The sequence below is a fragment of the Rubellimicrobium rubrum genome, from assembly GCF_006152115.1.
Lineage (GTDB): Bacteria > Pseudomonadota > Alphaproteobacteria > Rhodobacterales > Rhodobacteraceae > Rubellimicrobium > Rubellimicrobium rubrum.
The window spans coordinates 189,125-214,616 of record NZ_VDFU01000002.1; the positions used below are offsets into that span (position 1 = coordinate 189,125).

A 25,492-nucleotide genomic window follows, 5' to 3' on the forward strand; every position below is an offset into this window, starting at 1 on the left:
ATTGTGATGCCTGCGGACCTGTGGGTGCAAGGAAAAGACGAGGTCCGCGCGCTGAATGGCGGCGCAGCGATGCAGGCGGGACACAGCTTACGGTTGTGGACCGCATCAGTCCATGTGGAACTGCTGGGGGAGGAGATAAGGGAAGCTCGTGGCCGGGTCGGTCTCCACCTTCATGATCGGGGCCATCCATTCGCCCCAGCGCTTGTTCACCGGATCGGCCGCGATGGCCTTTTGCAGCGCGGGCAGGTCGTCGCATTCGAAATACCCGAACAGCGTCAGGCCGTGGCGGAAGATGTTGTAGTTGCGGAGGCCAGCCTTTTGGAGCGCTTCGGTCATCTCGGGCCAGATCTCGTCGTGGCGCGTCTTGTATTCCTCCTCGTAGCCCGGCCGGACTTCGAGCACCCAGGCGTAGCTGGCCATCAGGCGTTCCCCTCCCATGCGTGGAATGCGTCGCGCAGGGCGACCGTTTCGGTCAGCACGTCATCGTAAAGCGTGCCCATGTAATCCTGGTGGACCGCCTCGAGCGCGAGGAAGCCGTCGTAGCCTGCATCGCGCAGGGTGCCGAACATGGCGGAGAAGTTCAGCGTGCCTTGCGCGAACTTGGCTTGAAGCGCCCCCGGTTTCGCCTGCCGCAGGTGGACATGGGCGGCGTGGGGGGCGAGCGGGTCCACCTCCTCCTGCCGGTAGCCCAAGCAGGCGAAGTGGGCGTAGTCGAGCGCGAGGCGCACACCCGTCCCGTCGATCAGACGGCGGACGAGAGCCGGACTTTCGGCCCAGGACTGGACGTGCGGCTCGATGCAGATGCGGTCGCGGGCGCCCGGTACATCGAGCAGGACGCGCAGGTTGTCAGTGGCGACCCGCGCCGCCTGCTCGCGCGATTGGCCGGGGTTCACGATGCCGGGGAGGAGGAAGACGGTCGGGATGCCTGCCGCTTCGGCGAAGGCCAGCACCTGTTCGAGATCGCGGGCGTTGGCCTCGGCCGTGCCGGGGAGGGCGAGGTTCCGGTCGCCGAGGCCGTCCCCGAACAGGTGGTAGTAGTTGGCGATGCCGACGCCCAAGCCCGACAGCCGCTCCGCCGCCGCCTTTGGGTCCGACAGGATCCCGGCCTTGTCGATGGCGGAGCGGTAGAACAGCCCCACGTCGATGGCCGGGATGCCGAGCGCCTTCGCCACCCCCGCGACCTCGGGCAGCGTCAGCGCCGGGAAGGACCAGGAGGTGACGGACAGGCGCATCAGCCAAGCCCGGTGGGTTCGATCCGGCCCGAGGCCGCCGAGCGGTAGAGTGCGTCGAGCGCCGCCGTGACGCGCAGCCCGTTGCGGGCGTTGGACGCGTTCTCGACGACCTCGCCCGCGCAGAGCCGCGCGAAGGCCCGGACGGGCAGCGAGCCGTCATAGACCCCTTCGAGGTCGGTCAGAGGCATCGCCTCGTCGTGGCCGTCATGGCGGCGCAGCTCCAGCCGGGCGGGGAGGTTGGAGAAGGTGACCATCCCCTCGGTCCCGTAAAGGCGCACATCGGTGTGCATGCCGACATGCTTGGGCACCGTCGCCGCCCCGGACAGCGACAGGGTCGCACCGCCCGAGAAGCGGCCCATGGCGGCGTCGTAGTAGTCCACGCCCGTTGGGGATTTCACGTCGAGGCAGGCGAGGGATTCGAGCCCGGCGTCGGTCACGTAGGACACCCAGGCCAGCGCGTGGGACAGCTGCCCCCAGCCGTAGCCCCCCGCCCGCCGGGGATCGGCCCAGGTGGAAGGCGGTGGTCGGAAGACGTGGTCCTCCGTCTCGGCCATGGGCCTGCCGGCGAACAGGTCGTCCAGCGGCGAGCCCATCTGGCAGACGACGTGGCGAAGCTGGCCGATCCGCCCGCCCCGCACCCATTCGGCGGCCTTGGCCGAGAAGCGGGTGAAGTTGAGCCCGGTCGGCACGATCACCTCGCGCCCGGACCGTTCGGCGGCGGCGGCGATGGCGCGGGCGTCTTGTGTGGCGGTCGCCATGGGCTTTTCGACAAGGACGTGGCACCCGGCCTCCAGCCCCGCGATGGCGGGCCCGGCATGAGCGACATGGGGGGTCGCCACCACGAGGCCGTCGAGCCGTTCCTGCGCGAGCATGCGGTCGAGGTCGGCGTAGCGCCCCTTGACCCCGAAGCGGTCGCCCGCGATCCGCAGCCGCTCCGGGTCGAGGTCGCAGAGCGCCACGACCGCCACGCCCTCGCATTCCTGAAGGGTGGGGATGTGCATGAACACCGCCCACCAGCCGATTCCCACCACGCCGATCCGTGCGGTCATGTCCCCTCCTGCCCGATGGTGGATTGATAGACGTTCTGCATATGCGCCTCGGCCGCCCGCGCGGCGGCCTCTGGATCGCGGGTTTTGAGCGCGTCGAGAAGGCGGCCGTGGTCGAGGAAGCTCTGCTCCAGCACGCCCGCCGTCTCGGAGGCTCGCTTGCGGACCTCCAGCCCCAAGACGTTCAGGCTTTCGCCGATACGGCGCAGGAAGGGGTTGCCCGATCCCTGCCAGATCGCCTCGTGGAAGGCAAAGTCCGAGGCGCGGAAGGCGGTGGCGTCCCGCAGCGTGCCCTCCTGCGCCAGGAGGATGGCCCCGAGCCGGTCGAGCGCTGCGTCGTCCATGCTGACCGCCGCGCGCCGGGCCACGTCGCTTTCAATGAGGGAGCGCGCGTCGTAGAGGGCGCGGATGTTCCCCTCCTCCAGAGCCAGGAAGAACTGGATGGGCGACAACAGCGCCTGCGCGTCGAGCGCGGAGATCGTGGAGCCGCCGCCCTGCCGGGACCGGACGACCCCCAGGATTGACAGGCCCCGGATCGCCTCGCGCACCGAGGGGCGGGAGACACCCAGCGACTCCGCCAAGTCGCGTTCGGGAGGAAGCTGGTCGCCGGGACGAAGCTGCCGCGCCACGACGAGGTCGAGGATGCGGCGCGCGACCTGCTCGGCCACGGATTCGCGCTGGATGGGGGTGTCGAGGGACGGGAGGCTCATGCCGGCGACCTCCGCGCGAGGCGCGTGCCCAGGCGCGGGATCAGGACCGAGGCGATGAGGAGGAGGCCCACCACGCCCGTCTGGATGTGGCCGGTGACGTTCATCAGTGACATGCCGTTGCGTAGGGACAGCACGATCAGGATGGCAAGCCCTACCCCGGTCAGCGTCCCCGAGCCGCCGAAGATGCTGACGCCGCCCAGGAGGACCATGGTGATGATGTCCAGTTCGAACCCCTGCCCCACGTCGCCCCGGACCGCACCCACCCGCGCCGCGAAAAGAAGCCCGGCATAGGCCGCGACCAGCCCCGAGGCCATGAAGATCAGGATCTTGTGCCGGGCGGTGTCGAGGCCCGCGAACTCGGCCACGTCGCGGCTGACGCCGATGACATAGGTCTTGCGCCCGAAACCCCCGCGTTCGAGCACGACATAAAGCAGCACGAACAGGAGGACGAAGGACAGGAGGCCAAGCGGGATCGGTCCAATGAGCCCGCGCTGGCCGAGCGCGGCGAACCAGTCGGGGAAGCTGCCGATGCTGCGGTCCTCCAGCAGAATGCGGGCCACGCCTCGAAAGCCGATCAGCGTGGCGAGCGTCACGACCAGAGATGGCAGCCCCATCCGCGCGACGAACCAGCCGTTGAGGAAGCCCCCCGCGAGCCCGACCCCGAGGCAGAGGAGGCAGGCCAGCGCGGCGGGCACGCCCGCCTCGCCCACCAGCGTGGCAAAGGCGCAGGCCGACAGGCCCATCATGGAGCCCACGGAAAGGTCGATCTCGGCGTTGATGATGACGAAGGCCATCACCAGGGCGATGGTGACCTTCTCGATGGACAGCTGGAACAGGTTGACCTGGTTCTGGAGCGTCAGGAATTCCGGGCTGATCCAGGCATTCGCGGCGTAGATGAGAACCAGCACGACAAGGAGGAACGTCTCCCAGGGGCCGAGGATGCGGGTCATGGGGTGGCCTCCTTTGTGGCGGGCGCGGCGGCCTTTTCGCGCCGGATGCGCAGGCGGGTCAGGCGGCGCATCAGGAGCGCGTCCGCCGTGACCGCCGACAGGATAAGGAGGCCCAGCACCGCCTCGCGCCAGAACTCGGACACCACGTCCCAGCGGACGAGAGAGTTCTCGATCAGGTCCACGAGGACCGCGCCGATCAGCGCGCCGATGACCGAGCCCGAGCCGCCATTGATGCTGACCCCGCCCAGCACGGCGGCGGCGATGGATTTCAGCTCGAACCCAAGGCCCGCGACCACGGTGATGTTGCCGAAGCGCGCGAGGAAGAAGAGCCCGGCGAGCCCCGCCAAGGCGCCAGCCGCGACAAAGGCCGCCAGCACCGTGCGGCGCGCGTCGATGCCCGCCATCTCGGCGGCGTCAGGGTTGGAGCCCACGGCATAAAGCGCGCGGGCCGGACGCAGCCGGGTGAGCGCGAGGTGGACGAGAACCACGATCACCACGGCGGCGACGAAGGCCGCGCGGAACTGCAGCCCCGCGACCGTGAAGAGCGGCAGGTTCGGGAAGTCCACGAGCCACTGCGGCAGGTCGTCGGTGGTGATGCTCTGGGCGCCCGAGAACTCGACCAGCGCGCTGCGGAAGATGGCCATGGCGGCCAGCGTCACGATGATCGACGGCACCCCGGCATAGGCCACGAGGAGACCGTTCACGAGCCCGAACCCCGCCCCGATGGCAAGCGAGCCCAAGGCGAGCAGGATGGGATGCAGGTCCGGCGCGGTGGTCACGAGAGCACCGGTGGCGTAGGCCGAGAAGCCCACGATCGCGCCGAGGCTGAGGTCGATGTTGCGCGTCAGGATCACCAGCGTCTGCCCACAGGCGATCAGTGCCACGATGGCGACCGAGGACGAGATGCGGTTGAACAGCCGCGCGTTCAGGTAGTTGTCGATCTGGCTCGCAAAGAACGCGCCCACGAGCACGAGGACGAGGAGCAGGGCCAGGATGCGGAGCGTTCCGGGCGAAAGGCGGGTCATGCTGCGGCAGCCTCCTGCCCGGTGGCGAGGCGCATGATCGCCTCTTGCGTGGCCTCCTCGTGGGCGAGGATGCCCATCTGCCGCCCTTCGCGCATGACGAGGATGCGGTCGCCCAGCGCCAGAACCTCGGGCAGGTCCGAGGAGATGACGAGCGCCGCGCCGCCCCCGCGCACGAAGTCGCGTATGAGGTCGTGCACCTCGGCCTTGGCGCCGACGTCGATGCCGCGCGTGGGCTCGTCGAAGATGAGGAGTTGCGGCTCGGTCTCCAGCCACTTGGCCAGCATGACCTTCTGCTGATTGCCGCCTGAAAGCTTGCCCACGGGGGTGTCCGCGTCGGCCATGCGGATGTTGAGCCGTTCGCGGTACCGGTTCGTGACCGACCGTTCGCGCCCCTCGCGCACGAGGCCCCAACGGGTCAGCACCTTGCCCAGCGTGGCGAGCGTGACGTTGGACCGGATCGACAGCGGCATGGCGAGGCCGAGCTTGCGGCGGTCCTCGGACACATAGGCGAGGCCCAGCGCCATCGCCTCGCGCGGGGAGCCGACGCGGACCTCGCGGCCTTTCCAGGCGATGCTGCCGCCCGTGGCGGGATGGATGCCGAACAGGGACAGCGCCACGTCGGTGCGCCGCGCGCCGATCAGGCCCGCCATGCACAGCACCTCGCCCCGGTGGATGTCGAAGGAGACGCCCTCGAAGGCGTCCTCCTGCGACAGGCCCCGGACAGAGAGCAGCACCTCGGGCGTGGCGTGGCTTGCGTCCTTGCGGAAGTAATTGCCGACCTCGCGGCCCACCATCTCGGCGATCATGCCTTGGGGCGTGACCTCGGCGATGGGGCGGGTCGAGATGTGGCGGCCGTCGCGGATCACCGTCACCCGATGGGCGATGTCGAAGATCTCCTCCAGGCGGTGCGAGATGTAGACGACGGCCACGCCTTCGGAGGCCAGCGTGCGCGCGATGCGCCGCAGCCGCCCCGCCTCGTGGGCCGACAAGGAGGCCGTGGGCTCGTCCATGATGAGGACGCGGACGTCCTGGCTCAGCGCGCGGGCGATCTCCACGGCCTGCTGCTCGGCCAGGGTGAGGCCGCTCGCCACCCGGTCGGGGTCAAGCGTCATGCCGATGCGGGCGATCAGTTGCGCCGCCCGTTCGCGCAGCAGCCCCTTGCGCTGGACCAACCCGAGGTCGGTCGCGGCGATGAAGATGTTCTCGGCCACGTCGAGGTCGGGAAAGACCATCGGCTCCTGGTAGATGGCGCTGATCCCCCTGGAGCGTGCATCACGGGGGCCGGAGAGCGTTACGGTCTGGCCGTCCACCTCGACCGTGCCGGAGGTGGGCTCGTGCACGCCGGTCATGACCTTGATCATGGTGGACTTGCCCGCCCCGTTCTCGCCCACGACGGCGTGGACCTCGCCCGGAAACAGCTCCAGCGTCATGCCGGACAGGGCCTGGGTCGCGCCGAAGCGTTTCGACACGTCGCGAAGGGCGAGGACGGGAACGGCCATGGGATGGCTCCGGGACTGGGGGGACGGTCCGCCAAAGGGACCGTCCCGCCGGGGGTCAGTTGGCGGCGGCTTCGACGTTCTCGGCCGTGTAGACGGTGAAGGGGCCCATCAGGACGCGCTTGGCGCCCTCGCGGCCCGGATCGGCCTCGATGGTGTATTCGCCCATCCGGCCCGCCACGAAGGTCTCGCCCTCCTCGCCGGTCAGTTGGCCGGTCGCGAGGCCATAGGCCACCTGGTAGGTGAGGTAGCCGAGGTCCCGGAAGTCCCAGAGCGCGAACTGCGGCGCGCAGCCGTTCAGGCTGTAGCTCGCCATCTCGGCGGGCAGGCCGAGGCCCGAGACCTTGACCTGCTCGCAGAGCCCCTCGTCCTGCATCGCCTTGGCGGCGGCCTGGATGCCGACCGTGGTGGGCGCCATGATGAGCTTGAGGTCGGGGTGCGAGTCCACCAGCGCCAGCGCGCGGTTGTAGCTCTCCTCGGACTGGTCGTTGCCGTAGACCGTCTCGACCAGTTCCAGGTTGGCGTACTTCTCGTCCGAGGCCAGCACCGATTCCAGCGAGGCGATCCAGGCGTTCTGGTTGGCGGCGTCCGGGGAGGCCGAGAGGACCGCGAACTGGCCTTCGCCGCCCATGATCTCGTGGGCCATGTCGGCCATCACGCGGCCGGTCTCCTCGAAGTCCACCTGGGCGATGAAGACGCTTTCGCCTTCGCCGTTGGGGATCGGGCTGTCCCAGGTCACGATCTTGGTCCCGGACTCGGCGGCGGCCTGGGCGGCGGGGACGATCTGGTCGCCCGCGTTGTTGGACAGCATGACCGCGCCCACGCCCTGCGTCCCGGCGGTGGTCATGATCTCGATCTGGCCTGCGACCGAGTTCTCGGGCGTCGGGCCCTGGAACAGCAGCTCGCCAGGGTTCTGAAGCTCGGCATGGGCTTCCTGCGCACCCTCATGGGCCTGGTCGAACACCAGGATGCCCAGGAACTTGGGGAGGAGGACCATGTCCACCTCCTGGCCCGGGGTCAGCGTCTTGGCCTGGGCCAGCGCCATGGTCGCGCTCGTGGCGAGAAGGGCCGCGAGGCCCAGCGTCTTCATCATCGTCATTCCTCCCGGAGGGGTTCTTCGAATGACCGGATCGCGGGGTCTCCCTCCCTGCCCCGCGCCCGGGAACCGGATCAGCCGGGGACGGGCTTCCGTGGCCCCTCCCCCCGTAGCGCGCGGGCCACGTCCTCGGCCACGAGGCCCTGGAGCCGTCCGATCGCGGCGTCCGAGTACCAGGCGGCGTGCGGGGTCAGCAGGCAGTTCGGCGCGCTTCGCAACGGCGATTCGGGGGGCAGCGGCTCGGTCCCGAAGACGTCGAGCGCGGCACCTCCGATGATCCCGGCCCTGAGCGCGGCGGCGAGGTCGTTCTCGTCGATCAGCTGCCCGCGGGCGGAGTTGATGAGGATGGCGTGCGGCTTCATCGTTTCGAGGCGCTGGGCGTCGAAGTAGCCCCGCGTCTCGGCGGTGGCGGGGGCGTGGAGCGAGATCACGTCCGCCTCGCGCAGCAACTCCTCGGGCGTCATGAGGGTCACGCCCAGCGCCTCGGCGTCCTGGGGGGACAGGCCAGGATCGGAGGCGGCAAACCGAAAGCCGAAGTCCTTGAGCCGCCCCAGCACCGCCCGCCCGATCTGGCCCAGGCCGAAGAAGCCGAACACCGTTTCGGCAAAGGGCTTGAGGGGGCGCGAGACCTTGACCGCCGCCCAGTCGTTGTCCCGCACCGAGGCGTCGAGTTGCGGCAGCTTGCGCAGCATGGCGAGCGCCATGGCGGCGGTATGCTCGGCCACCTCGTCGGCGCAGTAGTCGGGGACGTAGCCGACCCGGAGCCCCGCCGCCTTCGTGGCCGCGACGTCGATGTTGTCGTAGCCCACGCCGTAGCGGATCACGGTGCCGCCGGGGGCCATGGCCTTGGCGGCGGCTTCGGTGAAGGGGGCGAACTGGACCAGCGCGACCTTCGCGCCCGCGACGGCCTCGGCCACCTCCTCGGCGGTCCTGGCCTGGAAGCGGGCGAACTCGGCCCCGCCCTTTCGCGCGGCCCGCTCCTCTTGGTCGAGGGTCGGGAAGGTAGTGTCGGTGACGACGACCTTCATGCGGCCTCCGTAAGGTAATCGTGGATGATCTCGCCGGGGACGAGGGTGAAGTCCGCGCGCCAGAGGAAGCCTTGGAGAGGCTCCATCACCGGCAGGCGGAAGACGGGAAGCTGCGCGTTGGGGCGAAGCTCCACGGTGCACGGTCCGGCCCAGGCCTCGTGGACCGTGACCTCGGACAGGCGGCGCGAGGTGATCTGGCGGATGGCGGGCCGCCCGTCGATGTGGTCCACGGCCTTGAGATTGAGGTTCGTGGCGAAATCGAAGAAGGGCTTCAGCGCGTCCGGGGTCACGGCCTGCTGCTTGTAGGGGAGCGTCCCGGTCAGCACGTCGATGCCGTTCCGCTCGATCCGGCCCACGACGAGGTCGTCGCGAAATTCCAGCGACGGGCTGGCAAGCTTCTTGGGCTGCCCGTGGACCTCGCGCCCATGCGCGACTCCGACGTCCGAGGACAGCGCGAGGTAGGGGGAGTACGCCCCCTCGCGATCCCCGAGCCGGGCACCGACCATGACATTGGCCTCGTGGTAGGGGCCGAGCCAGTCGGTGTCGGTCATCCGGTAGATGTGGACGCAGGCCACGTCACCCGTGGGCTGAAGCGGCGGGGGCAGCAGGAAGGTCAGCGCCTCCGGGTCCGTGCGCCAGTAGAGCGTCAGGATCTCCGCATTGCGGAAGCGGAAGGGGAACGGCGGGACCATCGGCGCGTCCCAGGGCGTCGAGAAGCCGCCTTGGCGGATGTCCGCCTCGGTCGGCTTCCGGAGGCCCCAGCGGGTCGTCACGCCGCGATCCTCCGCACCACGTCCTCGCGCACCTCGATGCCGAGGCCGGGGCCGGTCAGCGGGTAGGCCCAGCCGTCGCGGTGCCAGATCTTCTCGGTCACGATCTCGTCCTGCACGACGACCGGGAAGGGCTTGAACTCGAAGATCTCGGCGTTCGGAGAGGCCAGCGACAGGTGCAGGGAGGCCGCGGTGGTGATGGCCGTGGACCAGGCATGGGCGTTGATGACCTTGCCATGCTGGGTGCAGAGCGCGTCCACGCGGCGGAAGCCGGTGATCCCTTCGACCCGCGCGGGGTCCACGCCATAGACGTCGATGGCCCCGATGAACTCCATCTGGCGACGGTAGCCGGCCTCGGTGAACTCCCTCTCTCCGGAGGCGAGGCGGAGGGAGGTGCTGGCGCGGAGCTTGCGGTAGCCCGCGTCGTCCGTCGGATACAGCGGCTCCTCGTACCAGCCGATCTCCTGTTCGGCCATGCGGTTGGCCACGTCGATGGCGGTGTCCGCGTCCCAGCGCACGCCGTTGCCGATGTCGATCAGGATGCCCGCATCGGGGCCGAGCCGTTCGCGCAGGCGCCGCACGAACTCCACGTCCGTGTCGGGGTCGCCGCCGATGTTGGATTCGCCCTTCTTGGCGAAGCCGAGCTTGGTGGAGCGGAACCCGGCGGCGAAAAAGCCCGCCACCTCCTCCACGCAGGCGTCCATGCCGCGCTTGTTGACGTGGGCCGAGGCGTTGGCGAGCAGCCGCTCCTGCCGGAGGCCGCCGAACAGTTCATAGAGCGGCTTGCCCGCGACCTTTCCCCGGATGTCCCACAGCGCCATGTCGATGCCCGAGATGGCGAGCGAGGCGATTCCCCCTTCCCCGTACCAGAAGACGTGGCGGCGCATGAGGGTCCAGGCGCCGTCGATGTCCTCGGCCTCGTGGTCCCGTAGCAGCGGAAGGAAGCCTTCGTTGATGACGGTGCAGACGGCGTTGCAGGCCTCGGGCCACATGGCGATGCATTCGCCCCAGCCGACCACGCCGTCGGACGTCTCGACCTTCACGAGCACGGTGCGCCGCGTCGTGTTGAAGTCGTTCGAGTCCGGATAGGCGATGTGAATGGGCTCGATCCGCGCGATGCGGGTCATGGTATCCTCCCCCTGACGCGATCCCTTTGACAGGGCTTCTTTCGCGTCGTATCGAATTGGTCAGACCAATTAACCTGCCGCCAACATCCGGGGTCAAGAGAAATGTTCGATCTGCGTCCCATCCCCGTCCCCGACCTGTCCGGGCGGCGTGTATTCGTGACTGGAGCCGGGCGCGGCATCGGCGCGGCGCTGGTGCGCGTTCTGGTGGACCGGGGCGCGCGGGTCGTCGCGGGCGTCCACGATCAGGTCGAGACGCTGCCCGCCGGGGCGGAGGTCGTGCCCCTGGATGTCACCGACAATGGATCAGTGCAGGCGGCGGTGGCGCGGCTGCGCGAGACCCTGGGCGGGCTCGACGTGCTGGTGAACAACGCGGGGCTGATCTCGACCATCGGGCCGCTGACGGAGCTTTCGGCGGACGAGTTGCGCCCCGCCTTCGAGGTAAACGCCATCGGGCTGCACCGCGTGACCATGGCCTGCCTGCCCCTGTTGGAGGAATCGCGGGGCCTGATCCTGAACGCCGGGACGGGGGCGGCCACCAAGGCGATGGAGGGCTGGACGGCCTACTGCACCTCCAAGGCCGCCGCGCGGATGCTGACCCTGATGCAGGACCTGGAGCTGAGCCCCCGTGGCGTGCACGCCCGCTTTGTCGGCATCCCACCCACCGACACCGCCATGCAGGCCGAGATCCGCGAGGCGGGGCTGAACCCCATCTCCAAGATCCCGCAAACGGACCTTGTTCGGACCGAGGTGCCCGCCAGCGTGCTGGCTTGGCTCGCGGCTGCGGAGAACCGGACGCGCGAGGAGGTGCTTCTCGACGTGCGGGACGAGTTGTTCAAGGGAATGATGCAGGCGGCCTAGCTCGCCGCCACCGCCTGCCAGTCCCGCACCGCGTCCACCGGCCAGAGCAGCATCAGCACGTTGAGGGCGAGGCCGTCGCGGATCAGCCAGACGGTCAGCGCCTCGAAGAACAGGATGAGGGCGACGGAGGCCCAGACCGGAAGCCTCCGCGCCAGCCAGAAGCCCAGCGCCATGCAGGCTACGTCCATGACCGAGTTCAGGACCGTGTCGCCCAGGTAGTCCTTGGAGACGGTGGCGGTGCGGTACCGCTCGATCACTGCGTCCGAGTTCTCCACGAGCTCCCAGGCGCATTCGACCAGCACGGCAAGAGCGAAGCGCCATCCGAGCGGCAGCCGCCACACGGCCAGCCAGAGCGCGGCATAGAACAGCAGGCCGTGGATCATGTGGCTGGGCGAGTACCAGTCGAACAGGTGCTGCGACCCCTCCGGCCCCCAGGGGTCGTTGTACCAGAGCAGGATGCGACCAGATGGCGCAACCAGAGCGCGACCATCAGCCAGGAGCCACGCGGCGGACGCAGCGACGACGAGGAGAGAAACGAGCCAGGGAAACGGGTTGCGGGTCATGACCCGTACCAAGCATGCCCTTGCGGAACCCGCAACGCGGCCGCGCCCTAACCGAGTCCCCGTCACGATCCCGTGTCGCAGGCGCACTAAGTGTTTCAGTCAGGATTGACGGAACCGAGCAAAACAGTCAGGCATCGCGGAACGCGCTGAAGGGGAGTTCCGCGCCATGATGGTCTGCCACTGCAATGGCATCTCGGATCGTGACATCCACGCGGCCATCGACTGGATGCGCGCCGCGGATACGGACACGATCATCACGCCCGGCAAGGTCTATCGCGCGCTGGGCAAGCGCCCCGATTGCGGGGGATGCCTGCCGCATTTCCTTGCCACCATGGAGCGAAATGTTAACCTCGAAGTCCCCGCAGGCGTTCCGATCCTGCGCGAACAGCAAAGGGACAGGGCATGAAGGGCAACCCCGAGGTCATCGAGTACCTCAACCGCGCGCTCCGCAGCGAGTTGACGGCCGTGAGCCAGTATTGGCTGCACTACCGTCTGCAGGAGGACTGGGGCCTGGGGCATCTGGCCAAGAAGAGCCGCGAGGAAAGCATCGAGGAAATGCACCACGCCGACCGGCTCATCGCCCGCATCATCTTTCTGGAAGGGCACCCGAACCTCCAGAAGCTCGATCCCCTCCGCATCGGCCAGAACGCGCGGGAAACCATCGAGGCGGATCTGGCGGCCGAGCAAGAGGCCGCCGCGCTCTACCGCGAGGCTTACGGCTTTTGCGACAAGGTGGGCGACTATGTCAGCAAGGAGCTGTTCATGGAGCTCCTGCGGGACGAGGAAGGGCACATCGACTTCCTGGAAACACAACTCGGCCTCTACGACCGTCTCGGCACCCAGCATTACGAGCACCTCAACGCCGAACCCGCCGATCAGGCGGAAGCCGGCGAGGGGGGCCACGGCCAGACCTGAGCCCGCGCGCCGGGCAGGAACGTCGAAGGGGGCCCCGCGGGGCCCCCAGTCATGTCAGGGAGGCTGTTCTACCAAGGACGTCCCCGGGAAGACTGTGGAGGCAGGGCTCCCGGATGTGGAACCCCGAACCATGGGGCATGGACGCCGATGGTCGGACCCGGAGGACCGGGCCCGCTGGGCTCAGACGCACTTCACGATGACGGGCTTCATCATGTCGCCCCAGCAGCCGCCGCCGCAGTGGTAGCGCTCGGAGCGGAGAAGCTCGATTGAGAGGCCCGCGTCCACCGCCTCGCGGATCGTCGCGTTGAGGCGGTTCAGCTGCTCGGCCACGGCTTCTATTCCAGCCATCTGCCGTTCGGTCATGGCGGTGGTGCCATCGTGGGCTTCGGGAGTCATGTCGTACATGGTCGGCCCTCCTGGGGTCTGATGTGTCGGGGTCAGGCGTGGGTGAACTGGGCGGTCTCGGTCGATTCGCCCATGGCGGTGGTGGACGACTTGCCTTGCGTGATCGTGGTGGCGACCTGGTCGAAGTAGCCGGTGCCGACCTCGCGCTGGTGGCGGACGGCGGTGAAGCCACGCTCGGTCGCCGCGAACTCGCGCTGCTGCATCTCGCTGTAGGCGGCCATGCCGCGGTCGCGGTAGCCGTCCGCGAGGTCGAACATCGACAGGTTGAGGCTGTGGAAGCCCGCCAGCGTCACGAACTGGAACTTGTAGCCCATGGCGCCCAGCTCGCGCTGGAACTTGGCGATGGTCGCGTCGTCGAGCTTGGCCTTCCAGTTGAAGGACGGCGAGCAGTTGTAGGCGAGGAGCTTGCCCGGATACTTCTTGTGCACCGCTTCCGCGAACTTGCGGGCGTCGTCGAGGTCGGGGTGCGAGGTTTCCCACCACAGAAGGTCGGCGATCTCCGCATAAGCGAGGCCGCGCGCAATGCAGTGGTCGAGGCCGGTGCCGGGCTTGAGCCGGAAAAAGCCCTCGGTCGTGCGGTTCTCGCGGTCGATGAAGGGATGGTCGCGCTCATCGACGTCCGAGGTGATGAGCTGGGCGGATTCGGCGTCCGTCCGCGCCACGGTGATCGTCGGCACGCCCATCACGTCGGCCGCGAGGCGGGCCGCCACGAGGTTCCGCTCGTGCGCCGCAGTGGGGATCAGGACCTTGCCGCCCAGATGGCCGCACTTCTTCTCGGAGGCGAGCTGGTCCTCGAAGTGGACGCCCGCCGCACCGGCCTCGATAAAGGCCTTCATGATCTCGAAGGAGTTCAGCGGCCCGCCGAAGCCCGCCTCGGCGTCGGCGACAATGGGGACGTACCAGTCGCGGGTGACGTTGCCTTCGCTGGCCTCGATCTCGTCGGCGCGGCGAAGGGTGCGGTTGATGCGGCGGCAGAGCTCGGGCGCGGCGTTGGCCGGGTAGAGCGACTGGTCGGGGTACATCGCGCCGGCGGTGTTGGCGTCGGCCGCGACCTGCCAGCCCGACAGGTAGATGGCTTTGAGGCCCGCGCGGACCTGCTGCATCGCCTGGTTGCCGGTGACGGCGCCGAGCGCGTTGATGAACGGCTCCTCGTGGAGCTGCTTCCAAAGGCGGTTCGCGCCGCGCTCCGCCAAGGTGTGCTGGATGGTGAGCGAGCCGCGCAGCTTTTGCACATCCTCGGGGGTGTAGGGGCGGTTGATCCCGTCGAAGCGCCCTTCGGGAGCGTGCGGGACGAGGTCCTGGAAGGTGAGGTCGGTCATGTGGGCGGTCCCGTCTGTGCGTTTGTCTGAGGATCATTTTGCGGCAGCGCGGCATCGGAACAAGACGGACAACCCCGCCGAAAGGATGACTTGTCAAAATCGTACAGACTGCAAATTGTAAAACTGTAGGTGTTTTGACAGGAGGATCGGATGGACCCGAGCGGACGGCGCAAGATCATGGCCGGGCCCCAGCTTCGCCGGCTGCGCGCGACGCTAGGCTTGTCGCAAAGCGCCATGGCGGCCGAGCTTGGGATCTCGGTGAGCTACCTCAACCTCGTGGAGCGCAACCAGCGCCCCGTGACCGCCCAGCTGCTCATCCGGCTGTCCGAGACCTACGCCATCGACGCCCGCGACTTTGCCGGGGCCGAAGACAGCCAGGGGGCCGCCGAGATCGAGGAGGTCCTGGCCGACCCCCTGCTCGCGCCGCTGCAGGTGCCACGCGCGGAGGTGAAGTCAGCGCTGGAACAGGCCCCGACGCTGCTGCAGGCCTTCAAGCGCCTGCATGCGGCCTATGCGGGGGCCACGGAACTGGGCGCGGGCTTTGCGGGCGAACGGTCCGAAGCCGAGCGCGGCGACCCCCTGCCCCAGGCCGCGGACGCGGTGGAGCAGGTGCGGGCCTTTCTCCAGCAGCAGGACAACCATTTCCCGTCGCTGGAGGACGCGGCGGAGTCCCTGAGCGCCGAACTGGGTCAGGTGGAGGGCGACCTGCTGCATGCCCTGACGCTGCGGCTGCGGGCGCGGCACGGCATCCGCCTGCAGGTGATGACCCATCAGGACATGGGCGTGACCTTGCGCCACTACGACCGCCATCGGCGCAAGCTGATGATCTCGGAGTTGGTGGAGCCCGCCGGACGGGCGTTCCAGGCGGCTTACCAGATCGGCCTTCTGGAAGCCTCCGACGTCATGGACTCGGCGCTGGCCCGATCGGACATGAAGGACCCGCAGGCCCGCAAGCTCGGGCGGATCACGCTGGCCAACTACTTTGCGGCGGCGCTGATGATGCCCTATGGGCGCTTCCTCGCCTCGGCGCAGGACCTGGGCTACGACGTGGAGATGCTGGGCGCGCGTTGGGGCGCGAGCTTCGAGCAGGTGGCGCACCGGCTCACCACGCTGTCCCGCCCCTCCGCGCGCGGGGTGCCGTTCTTCATGGTGCGAGTGGACAACGCCGGGAACGTGTCCAAGCGTTTCTCCTCGGGCGCCTTTCCATTCTCGCGCTTCGGGGGCACCTGTCCGCGCTGGAACGTCCACGACGTGTTCCGCCATCCGGGGCGGACACTGACCCAATTGATCGAGATGCCGGACGGCAAACGCTGGTTCTCGGTCGCCCGGATGGTGCGCCGCCTCGCCGCGCCCTGGGGCGAGCCCGAAGCCGCCTTTGCCGTGGGCCTAGGCTGCGAAGAGCGCTTCGCGCCCCAACTGATCTACGCCCGCGCCCTCAAGGAGATGCGCCCTACCGGGATCGGGGTGAACTGCCGCCTGTGCGAGCGGGTCAACTGCCCCAGCCGGGCCGCGCCCCCGCTCCTGGGCGGGCTGGACCTGAGCGAAGGGACGCGGGGTCTGTCGCCGTTCGGGCGCTAGCGGCCAGGCGGGTCGTCCTGGCCGGCCACGGCCTGGGCCAGGCGAATGACATAGGCGGCCCAGTCGAACCGGGGCGGCGGTGGGATCTCCCGGCCGGGCAGCCTCAGGCCGCGCAGCAGGGGCAGGTCCGGCAAGGGCGGATCGTAATGAACCAAGTCCATGGGCCGTGTGTCCTTGCGTGCCGCGGCGCCGGGCCAAGCGTGTCCACCCAAGCGCGCCGCATGACGCTAGTTAACGATGCCGGACGCCCGCGCCAAGCCCGGAGCGCGATGGGACCCGGCCCGACAGCCCCGATTGCGTGATCGCGCCGACGCGCCCTGACGAAAAAGACAGCCCTGTTTGCAGAAAGTGACCAAGCCGTTAAGACAATCGTCAGTCTCTGCCTGCTAGGGAGGGTGCCGGGGATCCGATCGGTCCAGCCAAGGACGGGACGCAAAGGTGCATCAACTTCCCAGCCGCATCGCTGCCGTCATGGCCGGTTCGATCCTGGTGTTCGTGCTCACCATCGGCGTGTCGATCCTCTGGATGACGCGCGCCTTGGACGATCAGGCGCGGGACCACTCGCTTCACCAGATCCGGAGCGCCCGCGCCAACCTGCTGTCGCAGACGAGGCTGATCACACTTGACTACGCCAAATGGGAGGCGGCGCTGCCCTACGTTCAGGCCGCCGACCTCGATTGGATCTTCGAGAACATCGGCTCATCCGCCACCACCGGCGAGGCGATCCAACTGGCGGTGGTCTGGGGCGGTCCTTTCCCTGGCGACATCGGCTGGGCCGACGACGGGCTCGTCGAGCCGCGGTCGGGCCTTGTGGACCAAGCCACCCTGGATCTTGCCGAACGCAGGATCGCCGAGATTGCCATCGACAGCTATGACGGGGTGGAGTTCTTCGGCTGGCAGGACGGGGCGTTGTTCGTGCTCGCCGTCGCCCGCGTGGAGGAGGGCACCGGCGAAGGCGGCAGCGCGCCTGCCCTGGACGAGGCCGCCCGCCTGCTGCTCGGCACCCGGCTGACCGATGACAGCCTGAGCCGCCTGGGCCAGGATTACCTGCTGTCCGGCCTCAGGGTCCTGCACGAGATGCCCGCCACGCAGTCATCCCTGCCGCTGCTGGGCGCCGATGGAACACCCGTGGCCTACCTGGCCTGGGACATGCCCCGCCCGGGCACGGCCATGCTCCAGCGGATGCTGCCGCCCCTTCTCTTTATTGTCCTGCTCACGAGCGGCCTGACGGCCTTGGGGATGACGCTGGTGCGGCGCAACGCCCAGCATCTCGTGGTTGCCGAGTATCACGCGTCCGTTGCAGCCCGGACGGATGCAATGACTGGCCTGCCCAACCGCGCCGCCTTCAACGAGGCGCTGGCCCAGCCGGCGCGGGCGGGGGAAAGGGCAGTCCTGTTCCTCGACGTGAACGGCTTCAAGCGGATCAACGACAGCATCGGCCATGCGGCGGGCGACCAGGTCATCACCGACGTGGCCCGGCGGTTGGAGCGGCTGGCCGGCCCGGGCTGCATCCTGGCGCGCATCGCGGGCGACGAATTCGTCTTTGTTGTAACCGGCCCGGCGGCTCAGCCCCGGACCGAGCGGCTGGCGCAAGCGGTGGATGTGGAGTTGGGGCCACCCTTCAGCGTTCTGGGCCACCAGATGCGCCTGAGCATGGCCATGGGCTACGCGGTTCAGGACGCCGACGGGATGACCGGCGACGCGCTCGTGCGGCAGGCCGACCTCGCCATGTACGAGGCCAAGCGCCACAAGGGGCGTGGCCTCGTGGCCTTCAGCACCGTGATTGAGCAGGCTTCGCGGGACGCGTCCCTGATCGAGCAGGGGCTGCGGCGGGCCCTGGAGCGACCGGGGGAACTGTCGCTGGCCTATCAGCCCATCGTCGGCCGCGATGGCCGCCTGGTCCGGGCCGAGGCGCTGGCCCGCTGGACCTCGGCCGAGCTGGGACCGGTGCCAGCGCCGCGCTTCATCGCGGTGGCCGAGCAGGCGGGCCTGATCGTCGAACTGGGACGCCGCCTGTTCCAGCTTGTCTGCGACGACCTTGCGGCGCATCCGGGCCTGCAGGTCAGCATCAACATCTCGCCCCTCCAGCTCATGGCGCCCGACTTCATCCCGTCGGTGGTCGGGAGCCTGCAGCGGCGCGGGATCGACCCCGGCCGCATCGAGGTCGAGCTGACCGAGGCCGTTCTGGTGGACGACCCCAGGCTCGCCGCCGAGCGGCTGGAGGAGTTGCACGCGGCAGGCTTCTCGACGGCGCTGGACGACTTCGGGACGGGATACTCTTCGATCGGCTACCTCAAGCAGATGGGCTTCGGCTCGCTCAAGATCGATCGCAGCTTCGTGGCCGAGGTCGAGCGGTCGGCGTCCGCCGTGTCCGTGGTGAACGGCATGATCATGATGGCGCACGGCCTGGGTCTTTGCGTGGTCTGCGAGGGGATCGAGAACCAGGAGGAACTCGACCTCCTCCGGAGGCTGGGATGCGACCTGGCGCAGGGCTACCATCTGGGACGTCCCATGCACTTGCCGCGCCTGATCGAGCACTGGCTGCCCGACGGCATCCATGAGGCCGCCGTCGAAGTGGCCGTCGCCTGACCTTTGGGGCGTGCGTCATAAGCCCGGTTTCGAACGACCGCGCGGTTTCGCCGGCACAACCTGGAGGTCTAATCGCAAGCGACGCAAGGGTTTGGTTGACCCGGCAGGCGACGTGGACTTGAGTAAAGCCCTGGCGGGACGTTGGATCAAAGCATGACGGCGAACGCGGAGGTTCCGGACTTGGGCAGCAGGGCGGCGACCCTGGACGCATCCGCGCGGGCGATGCTCGACGCCCTGCCCTCCGTTGCCTTCGTGACCGATGCCGCCGGCGCGACCATTTACGCCAACGCCCGTTACCAGGCCTATACCGGCCTGTCGCTCGCCGCGCTGAGCGGAAGCGGCTGGACGGCTATCATTCATCCCGATGACAGGGACCGGGCCGCCGCCCCCTGGGAGGCGGCGCTACGCCAAGGCGATCCCGTGGACGTGGAATACCGGCTGCGCCGCGGCGATGGGCAGTACCGTTGGTTCCAGGGCCGGGCCGCCGCGCAGCGCGATCCCGACGGCCGCATCCGGCAATGGCTGGGCACCTGCACCGACGTGCACGACCTCAAGCAGGCCGAGGCCGACGCGCGCGAGGCCGAACGCTGGCTCCGCCTGTCGCAGGAGGCGTCGGGCGTCGGAACCTTCGACTGGCTGCCGCTCAGCCGCAAGCTTCGGTGGTCGGACCTGTGCAAGGCGATGTTCGGCCTGCCGCCCGACGCGCCGGTGGACGACGACGTTTTCATGGCCCGCGTCCACCCCGAGGACCGGGCGAGCCTTCTCGACGCCACGGCGGGGGCTCTCGATCCGGCCGGGCCGGGACGGTTCCACAGCCGATACCGCGCGCTCTGGCCTGACGGAACGGTGCGCTGGGTCGCCGCGCGCGGGCGGGCCATCTTCGAGGGCGAGGGACAGGGGCGTCGGGCCGTCCGCTTCTTGGGCACCGTCCTCGACATCACCGAGGCCAAGCGCACGGAAGAGGCCCTGAGCGAAAGCGAGGCCCACCTCGCCGCCATCTTCGAGCAGGCCACGGTCGGCATCTGCGAGACCGACGTGGGCGGCCGCTTCATCCGGGCGAACGCCCGCTACTGCGAGATCGTGGGCCGCCCGCGCGAGGAATTGCTGACCCTGCGTATGCAGGACATCACGCATCCCGAGGACCTGGCCGGGAACCAGCCGATGTTCCGACGGCTCACCTCGGTGGGCGAGGCCTTCGAAATCGTGAAGCGTTATGTCCGGCCGGACGGCCGGGTGGTCTGGGTCCACAACAACGTGACCGCGATCCGGGCCGCCGGGGACCGCGTGGGCAGCGTCCTGTGCATCGCGGCCGACCTGACCGAGCAGCGGCGTGCCGAGGCCGCGCTGCGGGAAAGCGAGGATCATTACCGCCACGCCGTGGAGCTGAGCCCGCAGATATCCTGGACGGCCGGGCCGGACGGCCTTGTCGAGCATATGTCGCCCCGCTGGCGCGCCCTGACCGGAACGAGCGGCCTGGGCGCGACCTGGCTGGAGGCGCTCCATCCCGAGGACCTCGGCCCCTCGCAGGAGGCCTGGGCCAAGTCCACTGCCGAAAACGAGCCCTACGACCACGAGTATCGCATCCGCCTGACGGACGGGCGCACCCGTTGGATGCATTCGCGCGCCTATCCGCGCCGGGACCCGGGCGGCCGCGTCCTGCGCTGGTATGGCACCAGCGAGGACATCCAGGCCCGCAAGGAGGTGGAGGCCGCGCAGCGCGCCCAGGCCGAGGAGTTGCACGCGGTGCTCGATGCCGTGCCGGCCGGCATCTGGATCACCCATGACCCCGACGCGCAGGAGATCACCGGGAACGCCCGGTCGCACGAGTTCCTTCGCGTGCCGCAGGGCGAGAACCAGTCCAAGGGCGTGCCCGGCACGCCGACGCGGCATTTCCGCTTCCTGGACACGGAAGGGCGGGAGATTGCCCCCCGCGATCTGCCGGTTCAGACCGCCGCGCGCGGCGAGACGGTAGCGGACCGCGAATACCGGGTCGCCTTTGACGACGGCAGCCATATCGACATCCTGGGCAACGCGACGCCCCTGCGCGACGCCGCGGGACGGCCGGCCGGGGCGGTCGCCGCCTTTGTGGACATCACCGCCCGCAAGGCCGCCGAAGCCGCCCTCCTCGAGGAATCGCAGATCCTCGAGACGCTGAACCGGGCGGGCCTTGCCCTGGCCGGGGAACTGGATCTGGAGCGGCTGGTTCAGAGTCTCACGGATGCGGGGGTCAAGCTCACCGGGGCGAAGTTCGGGGCCTTCTTCCACAACGTCCTCGATGACAGCGGCGAGCGGCTGCACCTTTACACCCTGGCAGGGGCGGAGCGCGCAGACTTCGAGGGATTGGGCGGCGTGCGGGCGACCGGGGTCTTTGGCCCGACCTTCCGCAACGAAGGGGTCGTGCGCGCCGACGACATCCAGACGGACCAGCGCTATGGGCAGCTCGAACCGCATCGCGGGATGCCGCCCGGCCACCTGCCCGTTCGCAGCTACCTGGGCGTTCCGGTGGTGGCCCATTCGGGCCAAGTTCTGGGCGGGCTGCTGTTCGGCCACCCCGAGCCCGGCCGTTTCACCGACCGCCACGAGCAGTTGATGGTTGGGCTTGCCGCGCAGGCGGCCATCGCGATCGACAACGCCCGGCTGTTCCAGGCGGTGCAGCGCGCCAACGAAACGCTCGAGAACCGTGTGGCCGAGCGGTCGGCCCAGCTCATCGAGGCGCAGGAGGCGCTGCAGCAGTCCCAGAAGATGGAAGCGATCGGGCAGCTGACGGGCGGCATCGCGCATGATTTCAACAACCTTCTCACCCCTATCGTCGGCGGGCTCGACATCTTGCGCCGGCGCGTCACCGACGAGCGGTCCGAGCGGCTGATCGGCGGCGCCCTGCAGGCGGCGGAACGGGCCAAGACCCTGGTGCAGCGCCTTCTGGCGTTTGCCCGCCGCCAGACGCTCCAGCCCCGGGCCGTCCATCTGGGCGGGCTGGTCGAGGGCATGCGAGAGCTGATCGACCGGAGCCTTGGCCCTACCATCGAGGTGCGCGTGCAGGTGTCAGCGGATCTGCCGCCCGTCCTGGTGGACCCCAACCAGCTTGAACTGGCGCTCCTGAACCTCAGCGTGAACGCCCGCGATGCGATGCCCGGCGGAGGGCGGCTCACCATCTCGGCCGAGGAGTCGGGCGCGCCGGCCGTGCGGGCCCTGGGCCTGCCCCCGGGCCGCTACATGCGCGTCACGGTGGTGGATACCGGGACGGGGATGGACGAGGCCGTGCTCCAGCGTGCCGTCGAGCCGTTCTTCAGCACAAAGACCATGGGCAAGGGCACGGGCCTGGGCCTGTCCATGGTGCATGGGCTGGCCGCCCAGTCGGGAGGGCTGTTCACCCTGGCCAGCCGGGTGGGCCTGGGCACCACCGCCACGCTCTGGCTTCCCGTTGCGGACGAGGAGGAGGCCGCGCCGGAACGCGCCGTCGCCGCGGTCGCGCCCCGCGCCGCACGGCCATCGGTGGTCCTTCTCGTGGATGATGAGGCGCTCGTCCGGCTATCCACCGCCGAGGAGTTGCGGGACCTGGGCTACGCCGTCATCGAGGCCGGGACCGCCGCCGAGGCGCTGGACGCCCTGCGCCAGGGAATCAGGCCGGACGCGCTGGTCACGGATCACATGATGCCCGGCATGAGCGGGGCGGACCTGGCGGCGGAACTACGGTCGCGCCTGCCCGACCTGCCGGTGCTGATGATCACGGGCTATGCGAATCTGCCGCCCGAGCAGACCCGCGGGATCGCGGTGCTGGCCAAGCCGTTCCGTCAGTCCGACCTCGCGATGCTGCTCGCGCGGATGCTCGCCTCAGGGGGGGACTCGGAGGGGGAGCCGATTTCAGACCCGTGACGGCACGGCCCGCGCGGCGTCGGAACGGCATAGCCCGGTTCGGCTTGCACCGATCAGGGGCGTCCGGTGCGCCTGCGCGACCATCCCGGTCGCAGGTCGATTATCAGGAACCAAGAAGGTTTGGTGGAGCCAAGCGGGATCGAACCGCTGACCTCTTGCATGCCATGCAAGCGCTCTCCCAGCTGAGCTATGGCCCCATCCGGCAGGCTTGGGTCTCTTCAGCCTGCGCGACGCTTCCTAGTAGGCGTCGGAGGAGAGCGCAAGGGCTCTTTTTCGAGCCCCTGCATTCCCCAGCGAAAACTATTCGTCGTCGCCGGCGACGTCGCCCAGATCCTCGAACGAGACCTCTTCGTCCTCGTCGTCCTCAAGCACTTCGTCGCCGAGATCAGCGTCGTCCTCGACCGCGTCATCGTCGTCGAGCAGCAGGTCTTCCTCGTCGCCGATCTTGAGGCGCTTGGTCTGCGCGTCCTCGGCGTCGGCGACCATGGTGCGCGACCGGCCCACCTCGATGCTGACGACCTGGCCCGTGTAGGGGCTGACGATCGGAGTGCGGTTCAGGTCGTAGAAGCGCTTGCCGGTCGTCGGGCAGATGCGCTTCTTGCCCCATTCTTCCTTGGGCATCGAATGATCCTTTCGTTCATGCGGATCGCGCGAATGGAGACCCCAGGGAATCTCGCACTTGCGGCGGATCGGGGTGCCCTGCCATAACTGGCAACGGGTGTCAAAGGCTTTGGGTCCGGGGGTCAGGCCAGTGAAGGACCACATTCTTCCAGGCGATCCGCCGGTCGCTGTGGCCCTGCGCCGCTCGGCCCGGGCGCGGCGGCTGTCCCTGCGGATCTCGGGCGCTGACGGGCGGGTGACACTGACCTTGCCCCTGCGGGCCCGGTTGGGGGACGGACTGGCCTTCCTGCAGGAACGCGAGGGGTGGCTGCGTGGGCATCTGGCGCAGGCGCCGACCCTGATCCGTCCTGCATTTGGCGAACTGATCCCGTTTGCGGGGGGCGAGGTGCGGCTTTGCCCCGGTCCGGGGCGGCGCGTCGGGCTGGATGGCGACCGGCTGATCCTGCCCGACGAGCCCGAGCGGCTGATCCCGCGTTTGGCCGCCTTTCTACGGACCGAGGCGCGCAACCGGCTCGCGGCGGCCTCCGACCGTTACGCCCGCCTCGTCGGGCGGAGCTGGACGCGCCTGACCTTGCGCGACCCGCGCTCGCGATGGGGGTCCTGCACGGCGGACGGGCACCTGATGTTCTCGTGGCGGCTGGTGCTCGCGCCGCCGCCGGTGCTGGACTACGTGGCCGCGCACGAGGTCGCGCATCTGGCGCGCATGGACCATTCGCCGGCCTTCTGGGCGCTGGTGGGCGAGATCTGCCCCGGTTTCGAGGAACACCGCGACTGGCTGCGGGCCGAAGGCGTGGGCCTTCACCGGTTGAGGCTCGGTTGACCGAAGGGCGCCGGGGGCCGCACAAGGGACCATGACCTCCGAGCCCCGCCCTGTCGCCCTCGACAAGCCCGCCGATCCCGGCGCGCGCATCCATGACCGCATCTACCGCGCCCTGCGCGCGCGCATCATGCATGGGGAGATCGCACCCGGCGCCTCGCTGACCCTGCGCGGCATCGGCAAGGAGTTCGGCGTCTCCATGACCCCCGCGCGCGAGGCCGTGCAGCGCCTTGCGGCCGAGGGAGCATTGACGCTGTCCCTGTCGGGCCGCATCTCCACTCCGGCGCTGTCCAACGACCGCATCGAGGAGCTGGCGACCCTGCGTGCGATGCTCGAGCCCGAGTTGGCGTCCCGCGCCCTGCCCCGCGCCCACTTCGCCCTGATCGAGCGGCTGGAGGCCATCAACGAAGGCGTGAGCCGCATGGTCGCCCGCCATGACGCGACCGGTTACATCCGCGTGAACCTGGAGTTCCACCGCACCCTTTACCTGCGGGCCCAGTCCCCGGCGATCCTCGCGCTGACTGAAACAGTGTGGCTGCAGCTCGGCCCCACGATGCGGGCGCTCTATGGGCGGCTTCAGCGGACGGAGCCGCCACGGAACCACCGGCTGATCCTGGCGGCCTTGAAGGCGGGGGACGAGCCGGGATTGCGGCTGGCGGTGCGGACGGACGTGACGCAGGGGCTCCGCCTCCTCAAGAGTTGACAGCCCGACGGGGCGGTTGACAAACCCTACTGTTTCACTCAACTTCATCGCCAGCCATCCTGCCTTGCGGGACAGCCATCCCTCGTCCCCGCCTCAGGAGGCTTTCCGATGGCCCAACTGTCCCTTGTGCCCATGCCCGCCCCGCGCCCGCCCGCCGATCCGGTCCATGATGCCCGTGACCTCGTGGGACCAACCGGGGTCGGCCAGATCGTCCTCGACGGCCAGACCTACACCCTGCGCATCACGCGCGCGGGCAAGCTGATCCTCACCAAATGAGCGGGGCGGCATCCATCGGGGGCGCCCCCGTCGGACGCATCGACACGCTTCAGCCGCTCGAAGGCTTGTCGGTCCGGGCGCTGCGCCGTTGGTGCGATGGCGGGCACGAGGCGCTGGCCGAGGACCTGGGCTGCGCGCTGGGCGAGGATCACGGCGACCGTGCCGCGCGGGCCTTTGACGCGCTTTGCCGCCAGTGCCTGTCGGGCTGCCGGCGGCCGCTGATGCGTCATGGCGGCGGATGCCTGTGCCTGGGGGCCGACGAGGCCGCCTTTGCCCAGCTTGTCCGGACCGCGACCGAGGGCGACCGCGAGGACGCGCTGATGCTGGCCTGCTGCATGGTGCGCCATGACCTTGCCCCCATCCTCGTGCATCTGGCGCAGGCGGCGGGGCTGGCGTTGCGCTCGGCGCTCGTTTCCTGGCAGCGGCCTTCCGCCCTCCACTGACGCTGCGTCGCGGTTGCGCCTAGCAGCACCGCCCGATCCGCGTTAAGGGCGC

26 protein-coding genes and 1 tRNA gene are annotated in these 25,492 nt (G+C 69.2%); 10 read left to right on the forward strand and 17 right to left on the reverse strand.

Annotation, left to right across the window (positions count from 1 at the left end):
• Positions 1-105 precede the first annotated feature (105 nt).
• The 11 genes from FHG66_RS02505 to FHG66_RS02555 form a co-directional block, all read right to left on the reverse strand.
• Entirely contained in the window at positions 106-420 is a 315-nt protein-coding gene (locus tag FHG66_RS02505) for an L-rhamnose mutarotase (RefSeq protein WP_139075113.1), read from the reverse strand.
• The gene (locus tag FHG66_RS02510; protein ID WP_139075114.1) at positions 420-1,232 is read right to left on the reverse strand and encodes a sugar phosphate isomerase/epimerase family protein; all 813 of its coding nucleotides are present in this window, start codon (positions 1,230-1,232) and stop codon (positions 420-422) included. Before FHG66_RS02510 ends, FHG66_RS02505 begins: the two co-directional genes overlap by 1 nt.
• Complete coding sequence (locus FHG66_RS02515) at positions 1,232-2,281, reverse strand: Gfo/Idh/MocA family protein (protein ID WP_139075115.1); 1,050 nt, start codon at positions 2,279-2,281, stop codon at positions 1,232-1,234. Before FHG66_RS02515 ends, FHG66_RS02510 begins: the two co-directional genes overlap by 1 nt.
• A complete protein-coding gene (locus FHG66_RS02520; RefSeq protein WP_139075116.1) occupies positions 2,278-2,988 on the reverse strand; it encodes a FadR/GntR family transcriptional regulator in 711 nt (236 codons plus the stop codon). The genes FHG66_RS02515 and FHG66_RS02520 overlap by 4 nt, the downstream gene beginning before the upstream one ends.
• Entirely contained in the window at positions 2,985-3,938 is a 954-nt protein-coding gene (locus tag FHG66_RS02525; RefSeq protein ID WP_139075117.1) for an ABC transporter permease, read from the reverse strand. Before FHG66_RS02525 ends, FHG66_RS02520 begins: the two co-directional genes overlap by 4 nt.
• Complete coding sequence (locus tag FHG66_RS02530) at positions 3,935-4,963, reverse strand: ABC transporter permease (RefSeq protein WP_139075118.1); 1,029 nt, start codon at positions 4,961-4,963, stop codon at positions 3,935-3,937. The genes FHG66_RS02525 and FHG66_RS02530 overlap by 4 nt, the downstream gene beginning before the upstream one ends.
• Positions 4,960-6,462, reverse strand: coding sequence for a sugar ABC transporter ATP-binding protein (locus FHG66_RS02535; RefSeq protein ID WP_139075119.1), 1,503 nt, complete (start codon positions 6,460-6,462; stop codon positions 4,960-4,962). The genes FHG66_RS02530 and FHG66_RS02535 overlap by 4 nt, the downstream gene beginning before the upstream one ends.
• 55 nt (positions 6,463-6,517) lie before the next feature.
• Positions 6,518-7,552, reverse strand: coding sequence for a rhamnose ABC transporter substrate-binding protein (locus tag FHG66_RS02540; protein ID WP_176556094.1), 1,035 nt, complete (start codon positions 7,550-7,552; stop codon positions 6,518-6,520).
• Positions 7,553-7,629: 77 nt separating this feature from the next.
• A complete protein-coding gene (locus FHG66_RS02545) occupies positions 7,630-8,583 on the reverse strand; it encodes a C-terminal binding protein (RefSeq protein WP_139075121.1) in 954 nt (317 codons plus the stop codon).
• Entirely contained in the window at positions 8,580-9,356 is a 777-nt protein-coding gene (locus FHG66_RS02550; RefSeq protein WP_218013778.1) for an acetoacetate decarboxylase family protein, read from the reverse strand. Before FHG66_RS02550 ends, FHG66_RS02545 begins: the two co-directional genes overlap by 4 nt.
• Entirely contained in the window at positions 9,353-10,480 is a 1,128-nt protein-coding gene (locus tag FHG66_RS02555; protein ID WP_139075122.1) for a mandelate racemase/muconate lactonizing enzyme family protein, read from the reverse strand. The genes FHG66_RS02550 and FHG66_RS02555 overlap by 4 nt, the downstream gene beginning before the upstream one ends.
• A gap of 102 nt (positions 10,481-10,582) precedes the next feature.
• Here FHG66_RS02555 and FHG66_RS02560 point away from each other — a divergent pair, with 102 nt between their 5' ends.
• Positions 10,583-11,338 carry an SDR family oxidoreductase gene (locus FHG66_RS02560; RefSeq protein ID WP_139075123.1) on the forward strand — a complete coding sequence of 252 codons (756 nt, stop codon included), beginning with the start codon at positions 10,583-10,585 and terminating at the stop codon, positions 11,336-11,338.
• Here FHG66_RS02560 and FHG66_RS02565 read toward each other — a convergent pair.
• Positions 11,335-11,901 (reverse strand): DUF2585 family protein, encoded by a 567-nt coding sequence (locus FHG66_RS02565; protein WP_139075124.1) that lies wholly within the window; start codon positions 11,899-11,901, stop codon positions 11,335-11,337. The genes FHG66_RS02560 and FHG66_RS02565 overlap by 4 nt on opposite strands.
• Before the next feature lie 166 nt (positions 11,902-12,067).
• On the opposite strand from FHG66_RS02565, the gene FHG66_RS02570 reads away from it, so the two are divergent.
• A complete protein-coding gene (locus tag FHG66_RS02570; RefSeq protein WP_139075125.1) occupies positions 12,068-12,307 on the forward strand; it encodes a (2Fe-2S)-binding protein in 240 nt (79 codons plus the stop codon).
• Positions 12,304-12,816, forward strand: a complete 513-nt coding sequence (gene bfr, locus FHG66_RS02575) for a bacterioferritin (RefSeq protein ID WP_139075126.1) — start codon at positions 12,304-12,306, stop codon at positions 12,814-12,816. The genes FHG66_RS02570 and bfr overlap by 4 nt, the downstream gene beginning before the upstream one ends.
• A gap of 180 nt (positions 12,817-12,996) precedes the next feature.
• Here bfr and FHG66_RS02580 read toward each other — a convergent pair whose 3' ends face one another.
• Positions 12,997-13,221 (reverse strand): hypothetical protein, encoded by a 225-nt coding sequence (locus tag FHG66_RS02580; RefSeq protein ID WP_139075127.1) that lies wholly within the window; start codon positions 13,219-13,221, stop codon positions 12,997-12,999.
• A 32-nt stretch (positions 13,222-13,253) separates the two neighbouring features.
• Positions 13,254-14,540 carry an isocitrate lyase gene (gene aceA / locus FHG66_RS02585; RefSeq protein WP_139075128.1) on the reverse strand — a complete coding sequence of 429 codons (1,287 nt, stop codon included), beginning with the start codon at positions 14,538-14,540 and terminating at the stop codon, positions 13,254-13,256.
• Between the two features lie 150 nt (positions 14,541-14,690).
• Here aceA and FHG66_RS02590 point away from each other — a divergent pair, with 150 nt between their 5' ends.
• On the forward strand, positions 14,691-16,118 hold the full coding sequence (locus FHG66_RS02590) for a helix-turn-helix domain-containing protein (protein WP_139075129.1): 1,428 nt from the start codon (positions 14,691-14,693) through the stop codon (positions 16,116-16,118).
• Here the strand turns inward: FHG66_RS02590 and FHG66_RS21465 are convergent.
• Entirely contained in the window at positions 16,115-16,279 is a 165-nt protein-coding gene (locus FHG66_RS21465) for a hypothetical protein (protein WP_176556095.1), read from the reverse strand. The two genes, FHG66_RS02590 and FHG66_RS21465, sit on opposite strands and share 4 nt — an antisense overlap.
• A 277-nt stretch (positions 16,280-16,556) precedes the next feature.
• Between FHG66_RS21465 and FHG66_RS02595 the strand changes: the two genes are divergently transcribed.
• Both FHG66_RS02595 and FHG66_RS02600 read left to right on the forward strand, forming a co-directional pair.
• Complete coding sequence (locus FHG66_RS02595; RefSeq protein WP_139075130.1) at positions 16,557-18,707, forward strand: putative bifunctional diguanylate cyclase/phosphodiesterase; 2,151 nt, start codon at positions 16,557-16,559, stop codon at positions 18,705-18,707.
• 153 nt (positions 18,708-18,860) lie between these two features.
• Positions 18,861-22,580, forward strand: a complete 3,720-nt coding sequence (locus tag FHG66_RS02600) for a PAS domain-containing protein (protein ID WP_139075131.1) — start codon at positions 18,861-18,863, stop codon at positions 22,578-22,580.
• A gap of 121 nt (positions 22,581-22,701) precedes the next feature.
• Here the strand turns inward: FHG66_RS02600 and FHG66_RS02605 are convergent.
• Positions 22,702-22,777, reverse strand: a tRNA-Ala gene (locus FHG66_RS02605).
• Positions 22,778-22,880: 103 nt separating this feature from the next.
• Entirely contained in the window at positions 22,881-23,201 is a 321-nt protein-coding gene (locus tag FHG66_RS02610) for a TIGR02300 family protein (RefSeq protein WP_139075132.1), read from the reverse strand.
• A gap of 130 nt (positions 23,202-23,331) precedes the next feature.
• Here FHG66_RS02610 and FHG66_RS02615 point away from each other — a divergent pair, with 130 nt between their 5' ends.
• The 4 genes from FHG66_RS02615 to FHG66_RS02630 all read left to right on the forward strand — a co-directional run bounded on the left by FHG66_RS02615 (position 23,332) and on the right by FHG66_RS02630 (position 25,440).
• Complete coding sequence (locus FHG66_RS02615) at positions 23,332-24,021, forward strand: M48 family metallopeptidase (protein WP_139075133.1); 690 nt, start codon at positions 23,332-23,334, stop codon at positions 24,019-24,021.
• A gap of 31 nt (positions 24,022-24,052) precedes the next feature.
• Positions 24,053-24,721, forward strand: a complete 669-nt coding sequence (locus tag FHG66_RS02620) for a GntR family transcriptional regulator (protein WP_139075134.1) — start codon at positions 24,053-24,055, stop codon at positions 24,719-24,721.
• A 108-nt stretch (positions 24,722-24,829) separates the two neighbouring features.
• Positions 24,830-24,997, forward strand: a complete 168-nt coding sequence (gene hemP / locus FHG66_RS02625; RefSeq protein WP_139075135.1) for a hemin uptake protein HemP — start codon at positions 24,830-24,832, stop codon at positions 24,995-24,997.
• Positions 24,994-25,440: a hypothetical protein gene (locus FHG66_RS02630; protein WP_139075136.1), complete on the forward strand. Its 447-nt coding sequence runs from the start codon at positions 24,994-24,996 to the stop codon at positions 25,438-25,440. The genes hemP and FHG66_RS02630 overlap by 4 nt, the downstream gene beginning before the upstream one ends.
• Positions 25,441-25,492 lie beyond the last annotated feature (52 nt).